Source organism: Anoxybacillus suryakundensis (assembly GCF_001418025.1).
Lineage (GTDB): Bacteria > Bacillota > Bacilli > Bacillales > Anoxybacillaceae > Anoxybacillus > Anoxybacillus tengchongensis.
Genome location: NZ_LIOK01000001.1, coordinates 158,610 through 177,073, shown reverse-complemented (window position 1 = coordinate 177,073; position 18,464 = coordinate 158,610). Strand labels below are relative to the sequence as shown.

Here is an 18,464-nt window from a genome sequence, read left to right as displayed (position 1 = left end):
GTAGTCGTGAAATAGAAAACATGCTATGCTAAATACGTGAAAACGATGGCTGAAGGGGAAAGCAAAATGAAGGAAATTGAGTTGAAATTACAAGGGAAAATTAAACGACTAACAAATAAAACGTTTAAATTTGATGAGCGTGTGCGAGATGGCTGGTTTTCAGCTGTATATTTTTTAAAAACACGTGAAATCGTTAAGGAATTTCGTCCGGATAATATCGTTACGATGCAATTTTTTCAAAAAGAACATGCTGTCTTATGTGGAACGGATGAAGTCATTGCCTTATTGCATACATTTGCTGATGAACCAGAAAAATTGGAAATTTATTCATTGAAAGACGGCGATAAAATTAGTCCGTTTGAGACGGTGCTGACTATTACAGGCCCGTATCAAAATTTCGGGTATTTAGAAGGCATTATTGACGGGATTTTAGCTCGCCGAACATCTGTAGCAACAAACGTGTATAACGTCGTTAAAGCAGCGGCATTATCTGGTGTGCAAAAACCGGTCATTTTCATGGGGGATCGTGATGACCATTTTATGATGCAAGCTGGTGATGGATACGCAGCCTTTATTGGTGGCTCAACTGCTCAAGCGACACATGCGATGAACGAATGGTGGGGAAAACAAGGCATGGGAACGATGCCGCATGCGCTCATTCAATTGTTTGATGGCGATGTAGTTGCGGCAGCGAAAGCGTATCATGCAAAATATCCAGACGATGATTTAATTGTGCTTGTTGACTACAACAACGACTGTATTACAGACGCGCTGAAAGTTGCGCGTGAGTTTGGTGATAAATTAAAAGCCGTTCGTGTTGATACGTCCCGGACGATGATTGATCAATATTTTATTCGCCATCCAGAAGTGCTTGGCACATTTGATCCACGTGGCGTTAACCCGCCACTTATTTTCGCTTTACGTGAAGCGCTTGATCGTGAAGGATTTGAACATGTAAAAATCGTTGTAAGTGGCGGTTTTAATGAGCAGCGTATTATTGAGTTTGAAAAACAAGGTGTGCCCGTTGATATGTATGGTGTGGGAAGTAGCTTGTTAAAAGTGCATATTGGTTTTACGGGAGATAATGTATTGTTGAATGGAAAGCATCAAGCGAAAGCAGGTCGACGTTATCGTCCGAACCCACGTCTTGAAAAAGTAGAGTATACACCTCAGTAACACGGAAAAACTGATAGAAGAACGTTCTTCTATCAGTTTTTCTTATCATCGTGGACAAACGATGGTATAATGAAGTTTGTTACATAAGATGAAAAGAGCAAAACGGAATTTGTGTCATATACTGAGATATAGATCAACGATAGTTGGTGGAGGTTTTTTTATGACTATTTACCATTTTGTCGGCATTAAAGGAACTGGAATGAGTGCACTGGCACAAGTATTACATGATATGAAATGTGTCGTGCAAGGGTCAGACTATGATAAGCGATTTTTCACGCAAGAAGCGTTGGAAGAACGTGGAATACCTATTTTTCCATTCAGCGCCCAAAATATTCAAAAAAATATGGTTGTAATTGCTGGAAACGCCTTTCCTGATACACATGAAGAAATTGTAGCAGCTCGTGATCTTGGTGTACCTGTCATTCGCTACCATCAGTTTTTAGGTGAGTTTTTGCAAAAATTTACGAGCATCGCTGTGACAGGTGCTCATGGAAAAACATCAACAACTGGGCTGCTTGCTCACGTGATGCAAGGAGCAGAACCGACATCATATTTGATCGGTGATGGTTCTGGAAAGGGAAGAGAAGGGAGCAAGTATTTTGTATTTGAAGCGTGCGAATATCGTCGACATTTTCTAGCGTATTCACCTGATTATGCGATTATGACAAATATTGATTTTGATCACCCAGATTATTTTGCCAATATTGAAGATGTGTTTTCGGCATTTCAACAAATGGCGTGGCAAGTAAAAAAAGGAATTATCGCTTGTGGAGATGATGAGCATTTACAAAAAATTCAGGCTAAAGTCCCTGTTGTCTTTTACGGTTTTGGTGAAGATAACGACTTCCAAGCGCGAAATATGGTGAAAACACAGGAAGGGACATCGTTTGACGTATTTGTGCGTCACACATTTTTTGCATCTTTCCACATTCCGAGGTATGGCGATCATAACGTGCTTAACGCGCTCGCTGTGATTGCGCTTTGTCATTATGAAGGAATCGATGTAAGTATTATTCAAGAGCGACTAAAAACGTTTCCTGGAGTAAAACGTCGCTTTCATGAAAAGCTGTTCGGTTCACAAGTGCTTATTGATGATTATGCGCACCACCCTACAGAAATACGGGCAACCATTGAGGCGGCAAGACAAAAATACCCGAACCGTCAAATAGTTGCAATTTTTCAGCCGCACACATATACACGCACACAAACGTTTTTACATGAATTTGCACAAAGTTTATCATTAGCAGATGCGGTATATTTGTGCGATATTTTCGGATCTGCCCGAGAGCATCAAGGGAAACTATCGATTGAAGATTTACGCACCAAAATTGACGGTGCAAACCTTTTGCATGAGGAGCAAGTGGATGTTTTAAAACAGCATGAACACGCTGTGCTTATTTTTATGGGAGCAGGCGATATTCAAAAATTCCAGCAGAAATACGAACAATCCGTTCACGTATAAAAAAGCAACTATGATTCGCCCATAGTTGCTTTTTTCATTTGGTCATATGTGACGTTCCAATGGGAAGCATGCCACGCCACCCCTTTATCAGTGACCCATAATGCTTGAGGAGACTCATGTTTTACTTGAAACACTTCTGCGACATGTTGTGACAACGGACGAGAGTGTTGTACATGTAAGTAATATGCATGAATGTGCGGAAAATCTTTTGTAAAACGTTCGAACTCCACCCATGCCCGATGGCTAATTGGACATGTCAGACTATGTTTCATCAATAAAAATGGACGATAGGACGAACAAATTTGTTCGAATTGTTCAATTGTTTCAATTTTCTCCATGTGCATCAATTCCTTTATTCAAACGTTTTTCGACATCGTTAACTGCTTCCTTCGTTTCTTTTAACAACTGCTCGACATCTGATGAAGGAAGCGGAATAGGGATAGAGGAAAATGGCTTTTGTTCCTCTTGCTCCTTTTGTTTCTCTATGTCATGTGACACGTTTTCCTTTTCATGTTGTTGCCATCGCTTTATGTTCGTTTCGGTAAACTCTTGCAATAGTTGTTTTCCACGTTCACTTGATAAAAATAATGTGGCAGCTGCACCAGCGATTCCACCAACAATTGCACCAAGTAGAAAAGAACCGTTTTTAGCCATATAAAAACCTCCTTATTTTCGCTTCTCTTTCCATTTTGTCCATATTTCAATAAGTGTTTGGCCCCATTGAATGGCTTGCGTAATTTTTTTTTCGTTTGTTGTTAGTGTTTTGGAAATGGAGTTGTTAAATGTTTGAACGGTAACACCGACTTGTTTGACTGCATCAAATACACTTTGTAAGCTTTCCGCTTTTTTATGCACGTCATCTGCGAGCGCGTTCGTCTTATGTAGTAATTGTGCCGTTTCTTTTCCGATTTCATGCATTTGTTTTTCAACTTCTTCAACAGTTTTCGCAACATGTTGCAATGTTGTTTGAAGCGTTTTTAATGTTTGGACGACATAAACGACTAAAATAAGAAAGGCGATCGCGATGAGTGCAATACTGCTGTACAAAACAATATTCATTATGAAAAAACCCCTTTCTGTCTATCCTACGTTCCTTTCGACAAAAAGAGAAAAAATCCTGCAAAAAACCCAAAATTTTTTGTAGATCGGTTACAATATACATGTACATATGATGGAATGGAGGAATATAAATGAAAGATCCGCGTATTGAAAAGTTAGCGAAAAATTTAATTCATTACTCGTTGCGTTTACAAAAAGGAGAAAAAGTATTAATCGAAAACTTTGGATTACAGAGAGAGCTTGTGATCGCGCTTGTACGCGAAGCGTATGCTGTAGGTGCTTACCCATTTGTTTCGTTAAAAGACCATCAAGTCGATCGCGCGCTTTTGCTCGGTGCGCAAGACGAACAGTTTGACATGATGGCTGAATTTGAAGCGAATGTCATGAAACAAATGGACGCTTACATCGGCTTGCGTGCTGGAGATAATATTAACGAATTTGCTGATGTGCCGGCGGACAAAATGAAAATTCATGGAAAGACGATTATGCAAAAAGTGCATCGTGACATTCGCGTACCAAAAACGAAATGGGTCGTCCTTCGCTATCCGAATCCATCTATGGCACAGCTTGCAAAAATGAGCACAGAGGCGTTTGAAGATTTTTATTTCAACGTATGTAACTTAGACTACGGAAAAATGGATAAAGCGATGGACGCCCTCGTTGAATTAATGAATAAAACTGATCAAGTACGCATTACAGGACCGGGGACAGATTTAACGTTCTCGATTAAGGATATTCCTGCGGTAAAATGTTCAGGACAAATGAATATTCCAGATGGAGAAGTGTATACGGCTCCTGTTCGTGATTCGGTTAATGGTACTATCACATTTAATACACCTTCTCCTTATCAAGGATTTACGTTTGAAAACGTAAAATTAACGTTTAAAGATGGAAAAATTATTGAAGCAACAGCAAACGATACAGAGCGCATTAATCAAATTTTTGATACAGATGAAGGTGCGCGCTATATTGGTGAGTTCGCAATCGGGGTCAATCCATACATTCAACATCCGATGCAAGATATTTTGTTTGATGAAAAAATTGATGGAAGCTTCCATTTTACACCGGGACAATGTTATGACGAGGCGTACAACGGCAACCATTCAAACATTCATTGGGATATGGTTATGATTCAGCGCCCAGAATACGGTGGTGGTGAAATTTATTTTGATGGTGTGCTGATTCGCAAAGATGGCCGTTTTGTCCTCCCAGAATTAGAACCGTTAAATCCAGAAAACTTAAAATAAAAGAAAAGCAACTATGGCTCGTTCATAGTTGCTTTTTCTTATGCCAAATAATTTCTAGTCGATCTCCTGGTGCAAGCGGTTCATAAAATGTTGTCGGTTCACCGTTTTTGAGCAACGTAAACGTTGTCGATGCACCATGAGGAATATCAACTTGGACGTATTGGAATATATCTTGAAAAATGAACGGTTCCATTTTTTGTTCATTAAATTCAAGTTCATCTTCATGGTGAACGAGATCATCTTCTTCAAGTTGTTCACCATTGCGATAAAACGTACCGATTGACTTTGTTAATGTGAATGTTTCACCATTAAATATAATCGGAATAGAATAATAAAGTTTTATTTGTTTTGCTTCAGCGATTTGAGCGATTGTTCGCTGCTTTTTTTTATGAACAATAATATGATCGCCGTCTTCAAATGTTGTATAACGTTGGCACTCAATCCCGTTTCGATACATCGTTCCGCACCATTCAGGAAATGTTACGGTTTTGCCATTTAACGTGATCGTAAACGGTTCGAGTTGTTTGAGCAGATCGTCGTTTTTTGTTGCGTGCAAAAGCTGTTCAATCGTTTCTGGCATACGAACGACAATGTCATCCCGATCACATAAAACCGTATCGAGAGAAACGTGTTCCCCATTCCGTAATACAATCGGCTCAATAGTGTATGGTTGCTCGTTGATTGTCACACGTTTTATTGGCAATGATTCGAGCAAATCACGAAGTTGGATGGTCGCTTGTTTCCCATCTTTTCCTTTTTCAATAACAATCTCGTCATTATTTTTTATTGGTGTGTCAAATGTTGCTAATTCACCATTCTTTAAAATTGTTGGTGGTTCTCCATGTGTCCCAGGAATTGTAATCGTCTGTCCATTTAACGTGATGACGCAAGCTAAGCCCGGTTTCCCATATAGCTTACGTAATTGAATGCCCGCAGCTAGTAGGGCATCACCGATCGACAGTTGTTTCATATCAAATAAGCGAATGGTTTGTCCATTTACATGAACGGTTACGTACTGGATCGGTGTTTGCTTTGCGGCAATGGCAATGCCAATTGGGGTGACGAGTTCCGGGCGATGTTTCATTTCTTCTTGATCGATGTGCAATTTTTGAATAGCATCAATACCACGAATAGCGACACGATTTTCAGGAAGATGGAGTTTTTGAGCAAGCCGCTTTGGCAGTTCAGGTGTCAAACTCCCTCCCCCCACAAGCATGACTGCTTTTGGAGATTGATGATTATTTAATCGTAAAATTTCTTTGCTAATCGCATCAGCGAGTCGATCAATCGCGTCTGAAATTGTTGCAATCATTTGTTCACGAGGCACTTCTGTTTCAAAACCGAGAATGTCTGTAATCGTTACCGTTTCCTTTGAATGTAAGTCACGTTTTGCTTGCTCAGCAAGAGGAAAATCAAGTAAATATGCGTCTGAAATGGCTTCTGTAATTTCATCTCCTGCTATCGGTACCATTCCGTAGGCAATGACTGTACCTAGATTTGTAATCGCAATGTCAGACGTTCCTGCACCAATATCTACAAGCGCAACATTTAATCGTCGCATCGTCGGAGGAATAAGCACATGTAGTGCGGCGATCGGCTCAAGTGTTAGCGCCTCCATTTCTAAATGAGCGCGTTGTAATGCCGCAAGAAGTGATTCAACGACAAGCTTCGGTAAAAATGTGGCAATTACTTCAACGCTTGCGTCATCTCCTTGTTGATCAATTAAGTTGCCAATTTCCTCGCCATCAATTTCATAGCGCGTTACCGAATAGCCAACACAATAGTAGTGATGACTTTTTTCGTTAGATGATTGTTCAGCCAACGTCATTTGAGCTTGTTGAACTGCAGCGAGTTCTAAGTATGTCACATCTTCATGTGTGAGCAGAGGCTTCCCTTTAATGGATATATTCGCTCTTCCTTTTTCTGTTTTTAATGAACGTCCTGCGGCTGCAACGCATACACGCGTCAGAGGTCCGTGTCTCTCCTCTAACGTTTTTTTTATGTCGAGAATAACATTAGAAACAGCAAGTACGTCGTGAATTTGTCCATCAAGCATCGCCCGTTCTTCATGCTCTTTTATGACAATGTCTTCAACTTGATATTGTCCGTCTGTTTCCTTTAAAATAATGCCAACTACTGAACGCGTACCAATGTCTAGTGCAAAAATCAAGCTTCCCACCTTCTTTTTCGAAAATTAAAAAATTCTTTATTGCTTAAACGCGTTTTATAAATAAAGGGGTGACAACTTTATCCACTTCGTTTATAATAATCTCTAATTATATAGAAATGTACCATATTTTTTAGCTTATATAAAGAAAGGATGAGATGTATGAGTAACGAACGATTAGATGAGTTGAGAGCGAAGGTTGATGAGTTAAATTTACAGTTGTTAAAGCTAATTAATGAACGCGGTCGGGTTGTTCAAGAAATTGGAAAAATTAAGGACGCCCAAGGTACGTATTTCTATGACCCTGTTCGTGAAAGAAAAATGTTAGATTTGATTTTAGAGCATAACGATGGGCCATTTGATACGGCGACGTTAAAACATATTTTTAAAGAAATTTTTAAAGCAGGGCTCGATTTACAAGAAGACGATCATAAAAAAGCATTGCTTGTATCAAGAAAGAAAAAGCCAGAAAATACGATTGTCGATGTAAAAGGAGAAAAAATCGGCGACGGTAATCAATATTTCGTTATGGGACCATGTGCGGTTGAAAGCTATGAACAAGTGGCAGAAGTGGCACAAGCGATCAAACGACACGGGCTAAAATTATTGCGCGGTGGTGCTTACAAACCACGCACTTCACCATATGATTTCCAAGGACTTGGCGTAGAAGGGTTGAAAATTTTAAAACGTGTAGCAGATGAGTTTGATTTAGCAGTCATTAGTGAAATTGTAACGCCAGCAGATATCGAAACAGCGCTCGATTATATTGACGTCATTCAAATCGGGGCGCGCAATATGCAAAACTTTGAGTTGTTAAAAGCGGCGGGTCAAGTAAATAAACCGGTGTTGTTAAAACGTGGATTAGCTGCAACGATCGAAGAATTTATTCATGCTGCTGAGTACATTATGTCGCAAGGCAACGGACAAATCATTTTATGTGAGCGAGGCATTCGCACATATGAAAAGGCGACGCGCAACACGCTTGATATTTCAGCCGTACCGATTTTGAAAAAAGAAACGCATTTACCTGTTTTTGTCGATGTCACACATTCAACAGGACGACGCGATTTACTTTTACCTTGTGCGAAAGCTGCGCTTGCCATTGGGGCAGACGGGGTCATGGCCGAAGTACATCCAGATCCTGCTGTTGCGTTATCCGATTCTGCACAACAAATGGATATTGATCAATTCAACGAGTTTATGGAAGAATTAAAATCGTTCCAAAAACAATTTGTCAAAGCGTAAAAACAAAAAGCTGGTGATCGTTCACCGGCTTTTTCTTATGAATTTATTTGTGAAAACGTTGCACTTAGGTAATCATTTATCGTATGATAATTTTACATAAAATTGCGATGTACGACAGTTTTCGATATATAGAGTGCAAAAAAGGAGTGTATGTGATGAATGTAACAATTTATGATGTAGCAAGAGAAGCAAACGTGTCGATGGCAACCGTTTCACGTGTCGTAAATGGGAACCCAAACGTAAAGCCTTCAACGCGCAAAAAAGTGTTAGAAGTGATTGAGCGGCTCGGTTATCGTCCGAATGCGGTAGCACGTGGATTGGCAAGCAAAAAAACAACGACGGTCGGCGTCATTATTCCAGATATATCAAGCATTTTCTTTGCGGAAATGGCGCGTGGCATTGAGGATATTGCAACGATGTACAAGTATAACATCATTTTAAGCAACTCTGATCAAAATAAAGAAAAAGAGTTACATTTATTAAACACAATGCTTGCCAAACAAGTTGATGGCATTTTATTCATGGGCGGCGATGTAACTGAAGAACATGTTGAGCAGTTTAAAAAGTCAGATGTACCGATCGTATTAGCTGCAACAATTGAAAAAAACAATATTATTCCATCTGTTAACATTGACTACGAGCAAGCAGCGTATGATGCGGTGCATATGTTGATCGAAAAAGGACATAAACGAATTGCTTATGTAACAGGACCGTTAAACGATCCGATTAACGGATTAAAAAAATTAGCTGGTTATCGTCGCGCCTTAGAAGAAGCGAATATGGTTTATGATGAGGCGCTTGTTGTGGAAGGAGATTATACGTACGATTCAGGCATCGAAGCATACGAAAAGTTAGCTGAACTTCCACAGCGACCAACAGCGATTTTTGTTGGAACCGACGAAATGGCGCTCGGCGTCATTCATGGGGCACAAGATCGCGGTGTACGCATTCCCGATGACTTAGAAGTTGTCGGTTTTGATAATACGCGCTTGGCAACAATGGTTCGCCCGAAATTGACGACGGTAGTCCAGCCGATGTACGACATTGGGGCCGTGGCGATGCGTTTATTAACGAAATATATGAATAAAGAGCATGTCGACAATCACATTGTTGTGTTGCCACATCGCATTGAATATCGCGATTCGACAAAATAGGTGGCTAACTAGATTTTTTTCTTAAAGAAGAACGCGTATTTCGTGTGCGTATAAACATAGAAAAGGGTGTTCGCTACTTTCGGAACACCCTTGTTATTTTGTTATAAGTTTAACCGTTGTTTGTTGCTTCGAATTGGCTGAAGTGCTTTCATGACGGTTTGTGCATTTTTTTCCGTAATTTCTGCTTTTCTTGGAATGGGTGGATATAAGTCTTCTGGGTCATCCCATTCGAGTGGCAAAGAAACAGGAGCATGAGGTTGCCAACGGACAATCCATTCTTTCGGTAAAGGCCCAGAAATATCGGATTGTTCTGTCATTTCGAGCCACAATAGCGCCCATGCACGTGGAACGACGCGCCAAATGTCGTATCCGCCGCCACCAACTGCGATCCAACGACCGTTACAATATTGATGTGCAATTTGATGTGCTAGTTTTGGAATTTCACGATAAATGCGCATGGACGCAGATAAATGAGTTAACGGATCGTAATAATGGGCATCGACACCGTTTTGCGTCAAGATGACATCAGGGCGAAAAAAATCAGCGATTTCAATTAGAGCTTCCGTATATGCGGCGAGCCACGACTCATCTTCTGTAAACGCATCAACCGGAATGTTGAACGAATAACCGTATCCTTTCCCTTGCCCCCGTTCATTAACGTTTCCTGTTCCTGGGAATAGGTAGCGACCTGTTTCGTGAATCGAAAATGTACATACATTCGGGTCATCATAAAACGTCCATTGTACCCCATCACCATGATGTGCATCAGTGTCAACGTATAAGACACGCACACCATATTTTTCTTGCATATATTTAATGGCCACAGAGCTATCGTTGTAAATGCAAAAACCGGATGCCTTGCCTCGGAATCCATGATGGAGCCCTCCGCCCAAACTGAGCGCGTGTTCAGCTTTGCCAGAGAGGACATAATCGACGGCTGTTAACGTTCCACCAACAAGAAGAGCGCTCGCTTCATGCATGTTTGGAAAAATCGGTGTATCTTCGGTCCCTAATCCATAATTGAGCGCAACATCTTCTGATAGTTGACCCTTTCCTGCTTTTTTTACTGCTGCAATGTAATCTGAATCATGCACAAGAGCTAATTCTTCGTCTGTCGCTAGGCGTGGTGCTACAATTTGTCCGTCATGTAGCGCGCCGAGTGTTTGCAACAGGTCATACGTCAGTTTGACACGTAGTTGATTAAACGGATGGCGATCATGGAATTTATACGTTTGGAACGCATCGGAATAAACGAATATGCTATTTTTGCTCATGATGAAACCCCCGGCAAGTTTGGCCATAATACGTCGTATCCTTGTTCTTTTAAATCATCAATAATCGCCATCGGGTTCATCGTTTGAATGCGAAACACGAGCACTTTATACATATCATCTCGGTCAGGGTAGACAAGAACACTTAAAATATTGATGTTTCTTTTTTGAAAAACAGAGGCGACTTCACTTAACATACCGGTGCGGTTCGGCACTTTAATTTCAATTTGCGAACCTGGTTGATGAGCCCCTGTTAATTGTACAAGTGTATATAACAAATCACTTTCTGTAATGATACCGACAAGTTTATTTTTTTTAACGATGGGCATACAGCTAATGCGGTGTTCGTAAAATAAAGCTGCTACTTCTTCAACGAAGTCAAGCGGATGCCCTGTAATGACGTTTGTTTTCATAATGGTACTTAACGGCTTTTGTAAATCCTCAAGATGTTCGTTCGCATGAAAAATAGATGGACGTGCATCGCGCAAATCGCGATCCGTAACGATACCAACGACACGATATTCATCATCAACAATTGGTAAATGACGAATATTTTTTTGCTTAACAATGTTTAGTGCATCAGCAATTGTATTTGATGGCTTTAATGCGATAACATCCGTTTTCATCATTTGTTCGACAATCATTTCCCCATCCCCTTTGTTTTTAATACATAAAGCGGTTCATAAAACGGAGCTGATCGAATTTTTGGATCGATTGTTGATCGACGCGTTTTCCGATTCGAGCCATTAAGCAGTTTGCCGGATGTGAACAAATTTCTGGATCATCCGTTGCATACCAAACAAGCCCACCTGCGTTCATCATTTTCTCCATTACTTTTCGATATTCCCATACGTTTAATCCGGTTCGTTTTAAATCCCAATGCCAATAGTACTCCGTTGTAATAATGATGTAATCTTCCATCGCATCGTCCATCATAGCTACTTTCAATAAATTTTTCCCAACGCCGCAGCCTCTAAAATCTGGAATGACCTCGATTGCACCAAGCTCGATTAAATTTTCCATCTTCCCTTGCGACCATCTTTCAAGTGGGTCTGGGTATAAAAAAGTGACGTAGCCAACGATCGTATGACCGTGGCGGGCAATAATAATTCGTCCTTCTGGAAGCCCAGCAATTTCGATGAGTGCTTGATGTTGTTGATGCGGTTGTCGAAACGCTGTTAAATCATGATGAAATTCATAGCTAGCCAATTTTTCTGGAGAAATTGGTCCTTCAATAATTAACGTTCCTTTCGGTGTTTTTAATTGTTTTGCGTTATATGTTTTTTTATGCTCCATTGCCCCACCGCCTACTGAAATAATCTCAATTCAATTATACATAAAAAAATAAAAATTAAATCGTTTTCACAATAAACATAAATGAAAATTTTTTAAAAATTGAGAATTTGTTTATAGTATAATATAATACGAATGTAAACACTTCAAACAAGGGGGAGTTTGGGATGATTAAAGTGGAAACGCTACCAGTCATTCAAGGGGATTTCAACTTGAAAAACTATGAAGAAACGTATCAAACGTTTGACTGGTCCGAAACAGAAAAACATTTTTCGTGGTATGAAACGGGTAAAGTAAACATGGCTTATGAAGCGATTGATCGCCATGTAGAAACGTTTCGAAAAAACAAAGTAGCCTTGTATTATCGCGATGCGACGAGAGAAGAAAAGTACACATTTAAAGAAATGAAAGAGTTCTCAAACAAAGTAGCCAACGTATTAAAAGAAGTGGCCGATGTAGAAAAAGGTGACCGCGTCTTTATTTTTATGCCTCGCTCGCCTGAACTATACTTCTCTGTGCTTGGTGCGATTAAACTTGGGGCAATTGTTGGGCCTCTTTTCGAAGCGTTCATGGAAGGCGCAGTCCGTGACCGTTTAGAAGATAGCGAGGCAAAAGTTATTATTACGACTCCTGAACTTTTACCGCGTGTACCTGTAAATGAATTGCCAGCATTAAAATACGTATTTTTAGTTGGCGATGACATTAAAGAAGAAGGTCCGTTTTTTGATTTGAAAAAACGAATGAACGCAGCAAGCAAACATTTTAATATGGAATGGGTCGGACGTGAAGATGGGCTCATTTTACACTATACATCTGGATCGACAGGAAAACCAAAAGGTGTATTACATGTGCATAACGCCATGATCCAACATTATCAAACGGCCAAATGGGTATTAGACTTAAAAGAAGATGATGTATATTGGTGCACAGCCGATCCAGGTTGGGTGACTGGAACATCATACGGTATTTTCGGTCCATGGCTTTGCGGAGCATCTAACGTCATTGTCGGCGGTCGCTTTAATCCTGAGGCGTGGTATAAAACGATTGAAGACTATGGTGTAACGGTATGGTATAGTGCACCGACAGCATTCCGCATGTTAATGGGTGCTGGGGACGAGCTTGTGAAAAAATTTGATTTACGTTCACTTCGCCATATTTTAAGCGTCGGTGAACCGCTCAATCCAGAAGTTGTGCGCTGGGGAATGAAGGTATTTAATCGTCGCATTCATGATACATGGTGGATGACAGAAACAGGAGCGCAACTCATTTGCAACTATCCGTGTATGGAAATTAAACCTGGATCAATGGGGAAACCGATCCCAGGGGTTAAAGCAGCGATCGTTGACGATCAAGGAAATGAGTTACCGCCATATCGCATGGGGAATTTGGCGATTAAAAAAGGTTGGCCGTCGATGATGCGCGCGATTTGGAACAATCCACAAAAATACGAATCATACTTTTTACCTGGTGATTGGTATGTTTCTGGTGATTCGGCATATATGGACGAAGACGGATACTTCTGGTTTCAAGGTCGGATTGATGATGTCATTATGACAGCAGGGGAGCGCGTTGGTCCATTTGAAGTAGAAAGCAAGCTCGTTGAACATCCGGCTGTTGCAGAAGCTGGTGTCATCGGAAAGCCGGATCCGGTACGCGGTGAAATTATTAAAGCGTTTGTTGCTTTACGTGAAGGGTACGAGCCATCTGAAGAGCTAAAAGAGGATATTCGCAACTTTGTAAAAAAAGGTTTAGCTGCGCATGCCGCACCACGTGAAATCGAGTTTCGCGATAAATTGCCAAAAACGAGAAGCGGAAAAATTATGCGTCGCGTCTTGAAAGCTTGGGAACTAAACTTACCGACAGGCGACTTATCAACAATGGAAGATTAAAAAAATCGGGCTATGCCCGATTTTTTTTAATTGGTTGATGGCTGTTCTTCTGTTTGTGTTTCTGTCGTTTCTCCATTTGTTGATTGCCCAGGTGATGAAGCAGGAAGCATACGAACGATATTTGACGGATTCGATTCCAATCCAGCAATATCGACAGCAGTAACGTAATACATACCTTGTCTTAACGGTACGCTTTTTTGTTCTCCTTTGCGTATCGTTGCCATGACTTGAAATGGAGCTGTTTCTGATGCTGTATAGTATACACGATATCCAATGACATCTTGTTCGTGATGTTCGCTCCAAACGAGCGTATTTTCTTTTTGATGTACAGCTAGCGGATCTGGCTTTTTTCCGTTTTCTTGAAGCGTTTTTGCGACAAATACATGCTTCCATTGATCATTTTGTGGAAGCAATTTGCTCATATCCTTTATATGTTGAATTCCCCATTGTTCAAGTAACGAAGTGCTGATCATTATGCCTTCTTTTGTCAATTCTTTTGGTGTTGTCGGTAAGGCTACGTATCGTTCTCCGTTTAGTTCAACGAAAGTTCCACTCACTAAATACGAGTCTTCTTTTTTCGGTACAAATGCGGCATTAAACAAGTCACTTTCTATAAGTCCGAATCGTTTACAAGTTTCCGATGGGAGCAATCCAGAAATAGCGCAATACGAACGTTTAACAATTCCGCCTGGCATGTGGAACCGCTCTTTTGGTGCAATAAGTTCTGGACGAATATCATATGCCCCGTTCATTAACTGTGCCCATAGCAATAAATTTCTTTGGGAATATGACAATCCTTTATAGCTCTTTTCTAGAGGCTTTGGTGTATCGTATCCCATCCAAGTGCCGAACGTGACATGTGGATTTGTTGCGACAAACCAAGCATCTTTCGTATTTTGGCTCGTTCCTGTTTTTCCTGCCCAATCGGCTGAAAATTTTAGTTTGCCATTTAAGAAAGCTGCTGTGCCAGAACGAATGACGTCACGCATCATATCAATTGTTAAATAGGCTGTTTGTGGCGAAAATACTTCTACTGGCTTTGTTTCATGCTCGTATACGACATTTCCATTTTTATCGACAATTTTTTCAATTAAATACGCGTCGATGAACTTTCCACCATTCGCAAACGTAGCATATGCGTTTACATTTTCTTCAATCGTTACCCCTTTTGTTAAACCGCCAAGCGCAAGCGACAAGTTGCTTCCATCTCCTGTTGTTAAGCTTGTAAAACCCATTTTTTCCAAGTATGAAATGGGTCGTTGATCGATGATGCGCGCATATGTCCGAATAGCAGGAATGTTATACGATTTTTTTAGCGCATGGCGAACCGATGTTAAGCCATGCGTTTTTCCATCTGCATTTTTCGGACGGTACGGGCCTTGTTGCGTTGGGATTTCCAAATCGACATCCGGAATAACAGATCCAGGTTGAACGATACCCATTTCCATTGCTGGTGCATAAACAAGAAGCGGCTTCATCGTTGAACCGTTTGAACGATACGCTTGTGTTGCGTGATTGAGTTGTTCCCGTTTATAATCTCGTCCACCGACAAAGCTAATGATTCGACCCGTTTTGTTTTCGATTAGCATAGCCCCCACCTCTACCGGTTGACGAACGGAAATGATTTGTCCTGTTTTTTCATCCTTTTTGCGCACGACCGTATCGCTTCCGAAGTACGGATATTTTTCAACAATTGCTTGCATTCGCTCATATATGTTTTTATCAATGGTTGTATAAATTGTATAACCATTTTGGCGTAGTTGCTTTTCTGCTTTCTCAGCATATTCTTTATATAGTTGATCGTTTGAGCGCACATCTTGTCGTTCATATCCGTCTTTTTTTGATAATAGATCAATAAAAATATCTTTTGCACGTCGTTCGATTTCAAACGTGAGCCACGGATACTTTTCAACAGGAGAAGGTAAGGAAGACACAAAATCTTTTGTAACGTCGTACGCTAGCGCTTCTTTATATTCGTCTTCCGAAATGTATCCCGCTTTTTTCATACGCGATAATACAGTTTTCATCCGATTTAGCGCTGGGGATAAATCGTTTTTCAACTCCCCTTCGCTTGTAAACGGTGTATAGCGAAACGGACTTTGTGGTAATCCTGCTAAAAAAGCCGCTTGTGGCAACTTTAGTTCCTTCGCATCGATGCCGAAAACGCCTTTGGCAGCAGCTTGAACGCCGGCAATATTTCGTCCTGATGCGTTTCGTCCAAACGGCACAACGTTAATATATGCTTCTAAAATTTCATCTTTCGAAAAAAACTTCTCAAGGCGTAAAGCAAACAACACTTCTTTTGCTTTTCGTTCAAATGACACTTCGCTTGTTAAAATTTGATTTTTTACAAGTTGCTGTGTTAACGTACTTCCTCCGCTACGCATGGAGGAGTTTGTTGCTTCTTGAAAAATGGCACGTATAATAGCTTTTGGTACAACCCCTTTATGCTCATAAAAATGTTCGTCTTCTGTTGCGATGACCGCTTGAATGAAATAAGGGGAAACTTGTGAAAGTTTGACTTCGTCACGTTCTAAATCTGAACGAAAATAGCCGAGATACTCGCGATTAGCGAAGTAAATATGTGTTGTTTCTTCATAGTTATAAATATCTTTTTTCATCTCTTTGTACGGAATCGGTTTGACATCTTTCACAAGTGAGGCGAAATATCCTGCACCGACACCGAAGGCAAAACTGAACGCACATAAACTGACAATCAATATAATTAAACATACATTCCAAATGACCTCGTATGTAATTGTAAAATGACGCCATAGTTTTTGCCATGAGAATCGGACTTGTTTTTCTGACATGGTGACCTCCCATCCGTATTGTATTTTCATTATTATATCATAATTTGTCTGTTCGTATCGGGGAATGTCTAAATTTGTTTGAAGATCTTGACAATGGTTTATGATTTATGATAAAAGAGAGTATGCTAATATGTAAATAGTCGAGCGATGAGCGGAATGAGTAGTGCTTATCTCCCTGCGAACAGAGAGCTAGTGGTTGGTGCGAACTAGCGCATAGGTGAGCATGAATTACCTCCGTGAGCATCTTTTGCGAACCGCTTGTGCGAAAGTAGCAAAAGACGGTGTAGACCGTTATGTCAATGAAGTGAGAGAACATGTCCGTTCTCTAAGTAGGGTGGTACCGCGATGAAACTCGTCCCTTCGTGTGAAGGGCGAGTTTTTTATTTGAATTGAAAAAAGAAAGGATGGCTGAGATGGATTTACTTCAAGACTTACAATTTCGTGGTTTAATTAATCAAGTGACGGATGAAGATGGGTTAAAAGCGCTGTTAGCAGGAGAAAGTGTAAAAGTATATTGCGGTTTTGATCCAACAGCAGATAGTTTACATATTGGGCATCTTCTCCCGATTTTAATGTTGCGTCGTTTTCAACAAACAGGGCACCAACCGATTGCGCTCGTTGGAGGAGCAACGGGACTCATCGGGGATCCGAGCGGGAAAAAAGCAGAGCGAAAACTGAACGAAAAAGAAACTGTTGCATATTACAGTGAGCGAATTAAACAACAGTTAAGTCGTTTTTTAGACTTTGACAATGACAATAATCCAGCCATTATCGCAAATAACTACGAATGGATTGGCTCGCTTGATGTTATTACGTTTTTGCGTGATGTCGGGAAAAACTTTGGTATTAACTACATGCTTGCGAAAGAATCTGTACAGTCGCGATTAGAAACGGGTATTTCATTTACAGAATTTAGTTATATGATTTTGCAGGCGTATGACTTTTTAAAGCTGTATGAAATGTATGGATGTAAGTTGCAAGTAGGCGGTAGTGATCAATGGGGGAACATTACAGCTGGATTAGAGCTCATTCGGAAAACAGAAGAAGATGCCAAAGTGTTCGGGTTAACTGTCCCACTCGTAACAAAAGCAGATGGAACGAAATTTGGTAAAACGGAAGGAGGAGCGGTATGGCTTGATGCTGATAAAACGTCACCATATGAATTTTATCAATTTTGGATTAATACAGATGATCGCGATGTTGTAAAATATTTAAAATATTTTACGTTTTTATCGCATGAAGAAATTCTCGAATTGGAAAAACAAACGGCTGAAGCCCCGGAAAAGCGTGCAGCCCAAAAGGCGTTAGCTGCGGAAATGACACGCCTTGTTCATGGAGAGGAAGCATTGAAGCAGGCGATCAACATTTCTGAAGCACTCTTTAGCGGGGACGTATCCAAACTAACAGCAAATGAAATTGAACAAGGTTTTAAAGATGTACCATCGTATGTATGTCATGAAAAGGAAGTAGCACTTATTGATTTGCTCGTTGCAAGCGGTATTTGCCCATCGAAGCGCCAAGCGCGTGAGGACGTCACAAATGGGGCTATTTACGTAAATGGTGAGCGTGTACAAGATGTAAGTAAGATGATGACAGAAGAAGATCGCATGGAAGGTCGATTTACAATTATTCGTCGCGGTAAGAAGAAGTATTACTTAATTCGTTATGCATAAAAAACCTCTCTGCTT

Annotated in this window: 15 protein-coding genes and 1 other annotated feature; of the genes, 7 read left to right on the top strand and 8 right to left on the bottom strand. The window is 40.5% G+C overall.

Annotation, left to right across the window (positions count from 1 at the left end):
* Positions 1-66 precede the first annotated feature (66 nt).
* Positions 67-1,176 (top strand): nicotinate phosphoribosyltransferase, encoded by a 1,110-nt coding sequence (locus tag ASC42_RS00830; protein WP_004888994.1) that lies wholly within the window; start codon positions 67-69, stop codon positions 1,174-1,176.
* A 160-nt stretch (positions 1,177-1,336) separates the two neighbouring features.
* Entirely contained in the window at positions 1,337-2,638 is a 1,302-nt protein-coding gene (murC, locus tag ASC42_RS00825) for a UDP-N-acetylmuramate--L-alanine ligase (RefSeq protein ID WP_055440120.1), read from the top strand.
* An 8-nt stretch (positions 2,639-2,646) separates the two neighbouring features.
* Here murC and ytxJ read toward each other — a convergent pair whose 3' ends face one another.
* Genes ytxJ through ASC42_RS00810 form a run of 3 tightly spaced genes read right to left on the bottom strand, consistent with a single transcriptional unit; the run spans position 2,647 to position 3,697 of the window.
* A complete protein-coding gene (gene ytxJ, locus ASC42_RS00820) occupies positions 2,647-2,976 on the bottom strand; it encodes a bacillithiol system redox-active protein YtxJ (RefSeq protein WP_055440119.1) in 330 nt (109 codons plus the stop codon).
* Complete coding sequence (locus ASC42_RS00815) at positions 2,963-3,292, bottom strand: hypothetical protein (protein ID WP_055440118.1); 330 nt, start codon at positions 3,290-3,292, stop codon at positions 2,963-2,965. Before ASC42_RS00815 ends, ytxJ begins: the two co-directional genes overlap by 14 nt.
* A 12-nt stretch (positions 3,293-3,304) precedes the next feature.
* Positions 3,305-3,697: a DUF948 domain-containing protein gene (locus ASC42_RS00810; RefSeq protein WP_032100406.1), complete on the bottom strand. Its 393-nt coding sequence runs from the start codon at positions 3,695-3,697 to the stop codon at positions 3,305-3,307.
* Positions 3,698-3,828: 131 nt separating this feature from the next.
* Between ASC42_RS00810 and ASC42_RS00805 the strand changes: the two genes are divergently transcribed.
* Positions 3,829-4,944 carry an aminopeptidase gene (locus ASC42_RS00805; RefSeq protein ID WP_032100405.1) on the top strand — a complete coding sequence of 372 codons (1,116 nt, stop codon included), beginning with the start codon at positions 3,829-3,831 and terminating at the stop codon, positions 4,942-4,944.
* A 22-nt stretch (positions 4,945-4,966) separates the two neighbouring features.
* Here the strand turns inward: ASC42_RS00805 and ASC42_RS00800 are convergent, their stop codons facing one another.
* Positions 4,967-7,123: a cell division protein FtsA gene (locus ASC42_RS00800; protein WP_055440117.1), complete on the bottom strand. Its 2,157-nt coding sequence runs from the start codon at positions 7,121-7,123 to the stop codon at positions 4,967-4,969.
* Between the two features lie 150 nt (positions 7,124-7,273).
* On the opposite strand from ASC42_RS00800, the gene ASC42_RS00795 reads away from it, so the two are divergent.
* Both ASC42_RS00795 and ccpA read left to right on the top strand, forming a co-directional pair.
* Positions 7,274-8,356, top strand: a complete 1,083-nt coding sequence (locus tag ASC42_RS00795) for a bifunctional 3-deoxy-7-phosphoheptulonate synthase/chorismate mutase (protein WP_035047540.1) — start codon at positions 7,274-7,276, stop codon at positions 8,354-8,356.
* Between the two features lie 155 nt (positions 8,357-8,511).
* The gene (ccpA, locus tag ASC42_RS00790; RefSeq protein WP_055440116.1) at positions 8,512-9,510 is read left to right on the top strand and encodes a catabolite control protein A; all 999 of its coding nucleotides are present in this window, start codon (positions 8,512-8,514) and stop codon (positions 9,508-9,510) included.
* Positions 9,511-9,611: 101 nt separating this feature from the next.
* Here ccpA and ASC42_RS00785 read toward each other — a convergent pair whose 3' ends face one another.
* Genes ASC42_RS00785 through ASC42_RS00775 form a run of 3 tightly spaced genes read right to left on the bottom strand, consistent with a single transcriptional unit; the run spans position 9,612 to position 12,077 of the window.
* Positions 9,612-10,784 (bottom strand): acetoin utilization protein AcuC, encoded by a 1,173-nt coding sequence (locus ASC42_RS00785; RefSeq protein ID WP_055440115.1) that lies wholly within the window; start codon positions 10,782-10,784, stop codon positions 9,612-9,614.
* Positions 10,781-11,425, bottom strand: a complete 645-nt coding sequence (locus ASC42_RS00780) for an acetoin utilization AcuB family protein (RefSeq protein ID WP_055440114.1) — start codon at positions 11,423-11,425, stop codon at positions 10,781-10,783. The genes ASC42_RS00785 and ASC42_RS00780 overlap by 4 nt, the downstream gene beginning before the upstream one ends.
* Before the next feature lie 19 nt (positions 11,426-11,444).
* A complete protein-coding gene (locus tag ASC42_RS00775; protein WP_003398366.1) occupies positions 11,445-12,077 on the bottom strand; it encodes a GNAT family N-acetyltransferase in 633 nt (210 codons plus the stop codon).
* Positions 12,078-12,244: 167 nt separating this feature from the next.
* Here ASC42_RS00775 and acsA point away from each other — a divergent pair, with 167 nt between their 5' ends.
* Positions 12,245-13,963: an acetate--CoA ligase gene (gene acsA / locus ASC42_RS00770; protein ID WP_055440183.1), complete on the top strand. Its 1,719-nt coding sequence runs from the start codon at positions 12,245-12,247 to the stop codon at positions 13,961-13,963.
* Positions 13,964-13,989: 26 nt separating this feature from the next.
* On the opposite strand, the gene ASC42_RS00765 is transcribed toward acsA, so the two are convergent.
* The gene (locus ASC42_RS00765; RefSeq protein WP_055440113.1) at positions 13,990-16,776 is read right to left on the bottom strand and encodes a transglycosylase domain-containing protein; all 2,787 of its coding nucleotides are present in this window, start codon (positions 16,774-16,776) and stop codon (positions 13,990-13,992) included.
* 138 nt (positions 16,777-16,914) lie between these two features.
* Positions 16,915-17,139 (top strand) — a binding site (T-box leader).
* Between the two features lie 50 nt (positions 17,140-17,189).
* Between ASC42_RS00765 and tyrS the strand changes: the two genes are divergently transcribed.
* Positions 17,190-18,449, top strand: coding sequence for a tyrosine--tRNA ligase (gene tyrS, locus ASC42_RS00760; RefSeq protein WP_055440112.1), 1,260 nt, complete (start codon positions 17,190-17,192; stop codon positions 18,447-18,449).
* Positions 18,450-18,464 lie beyond the last annotated feature (15 nt).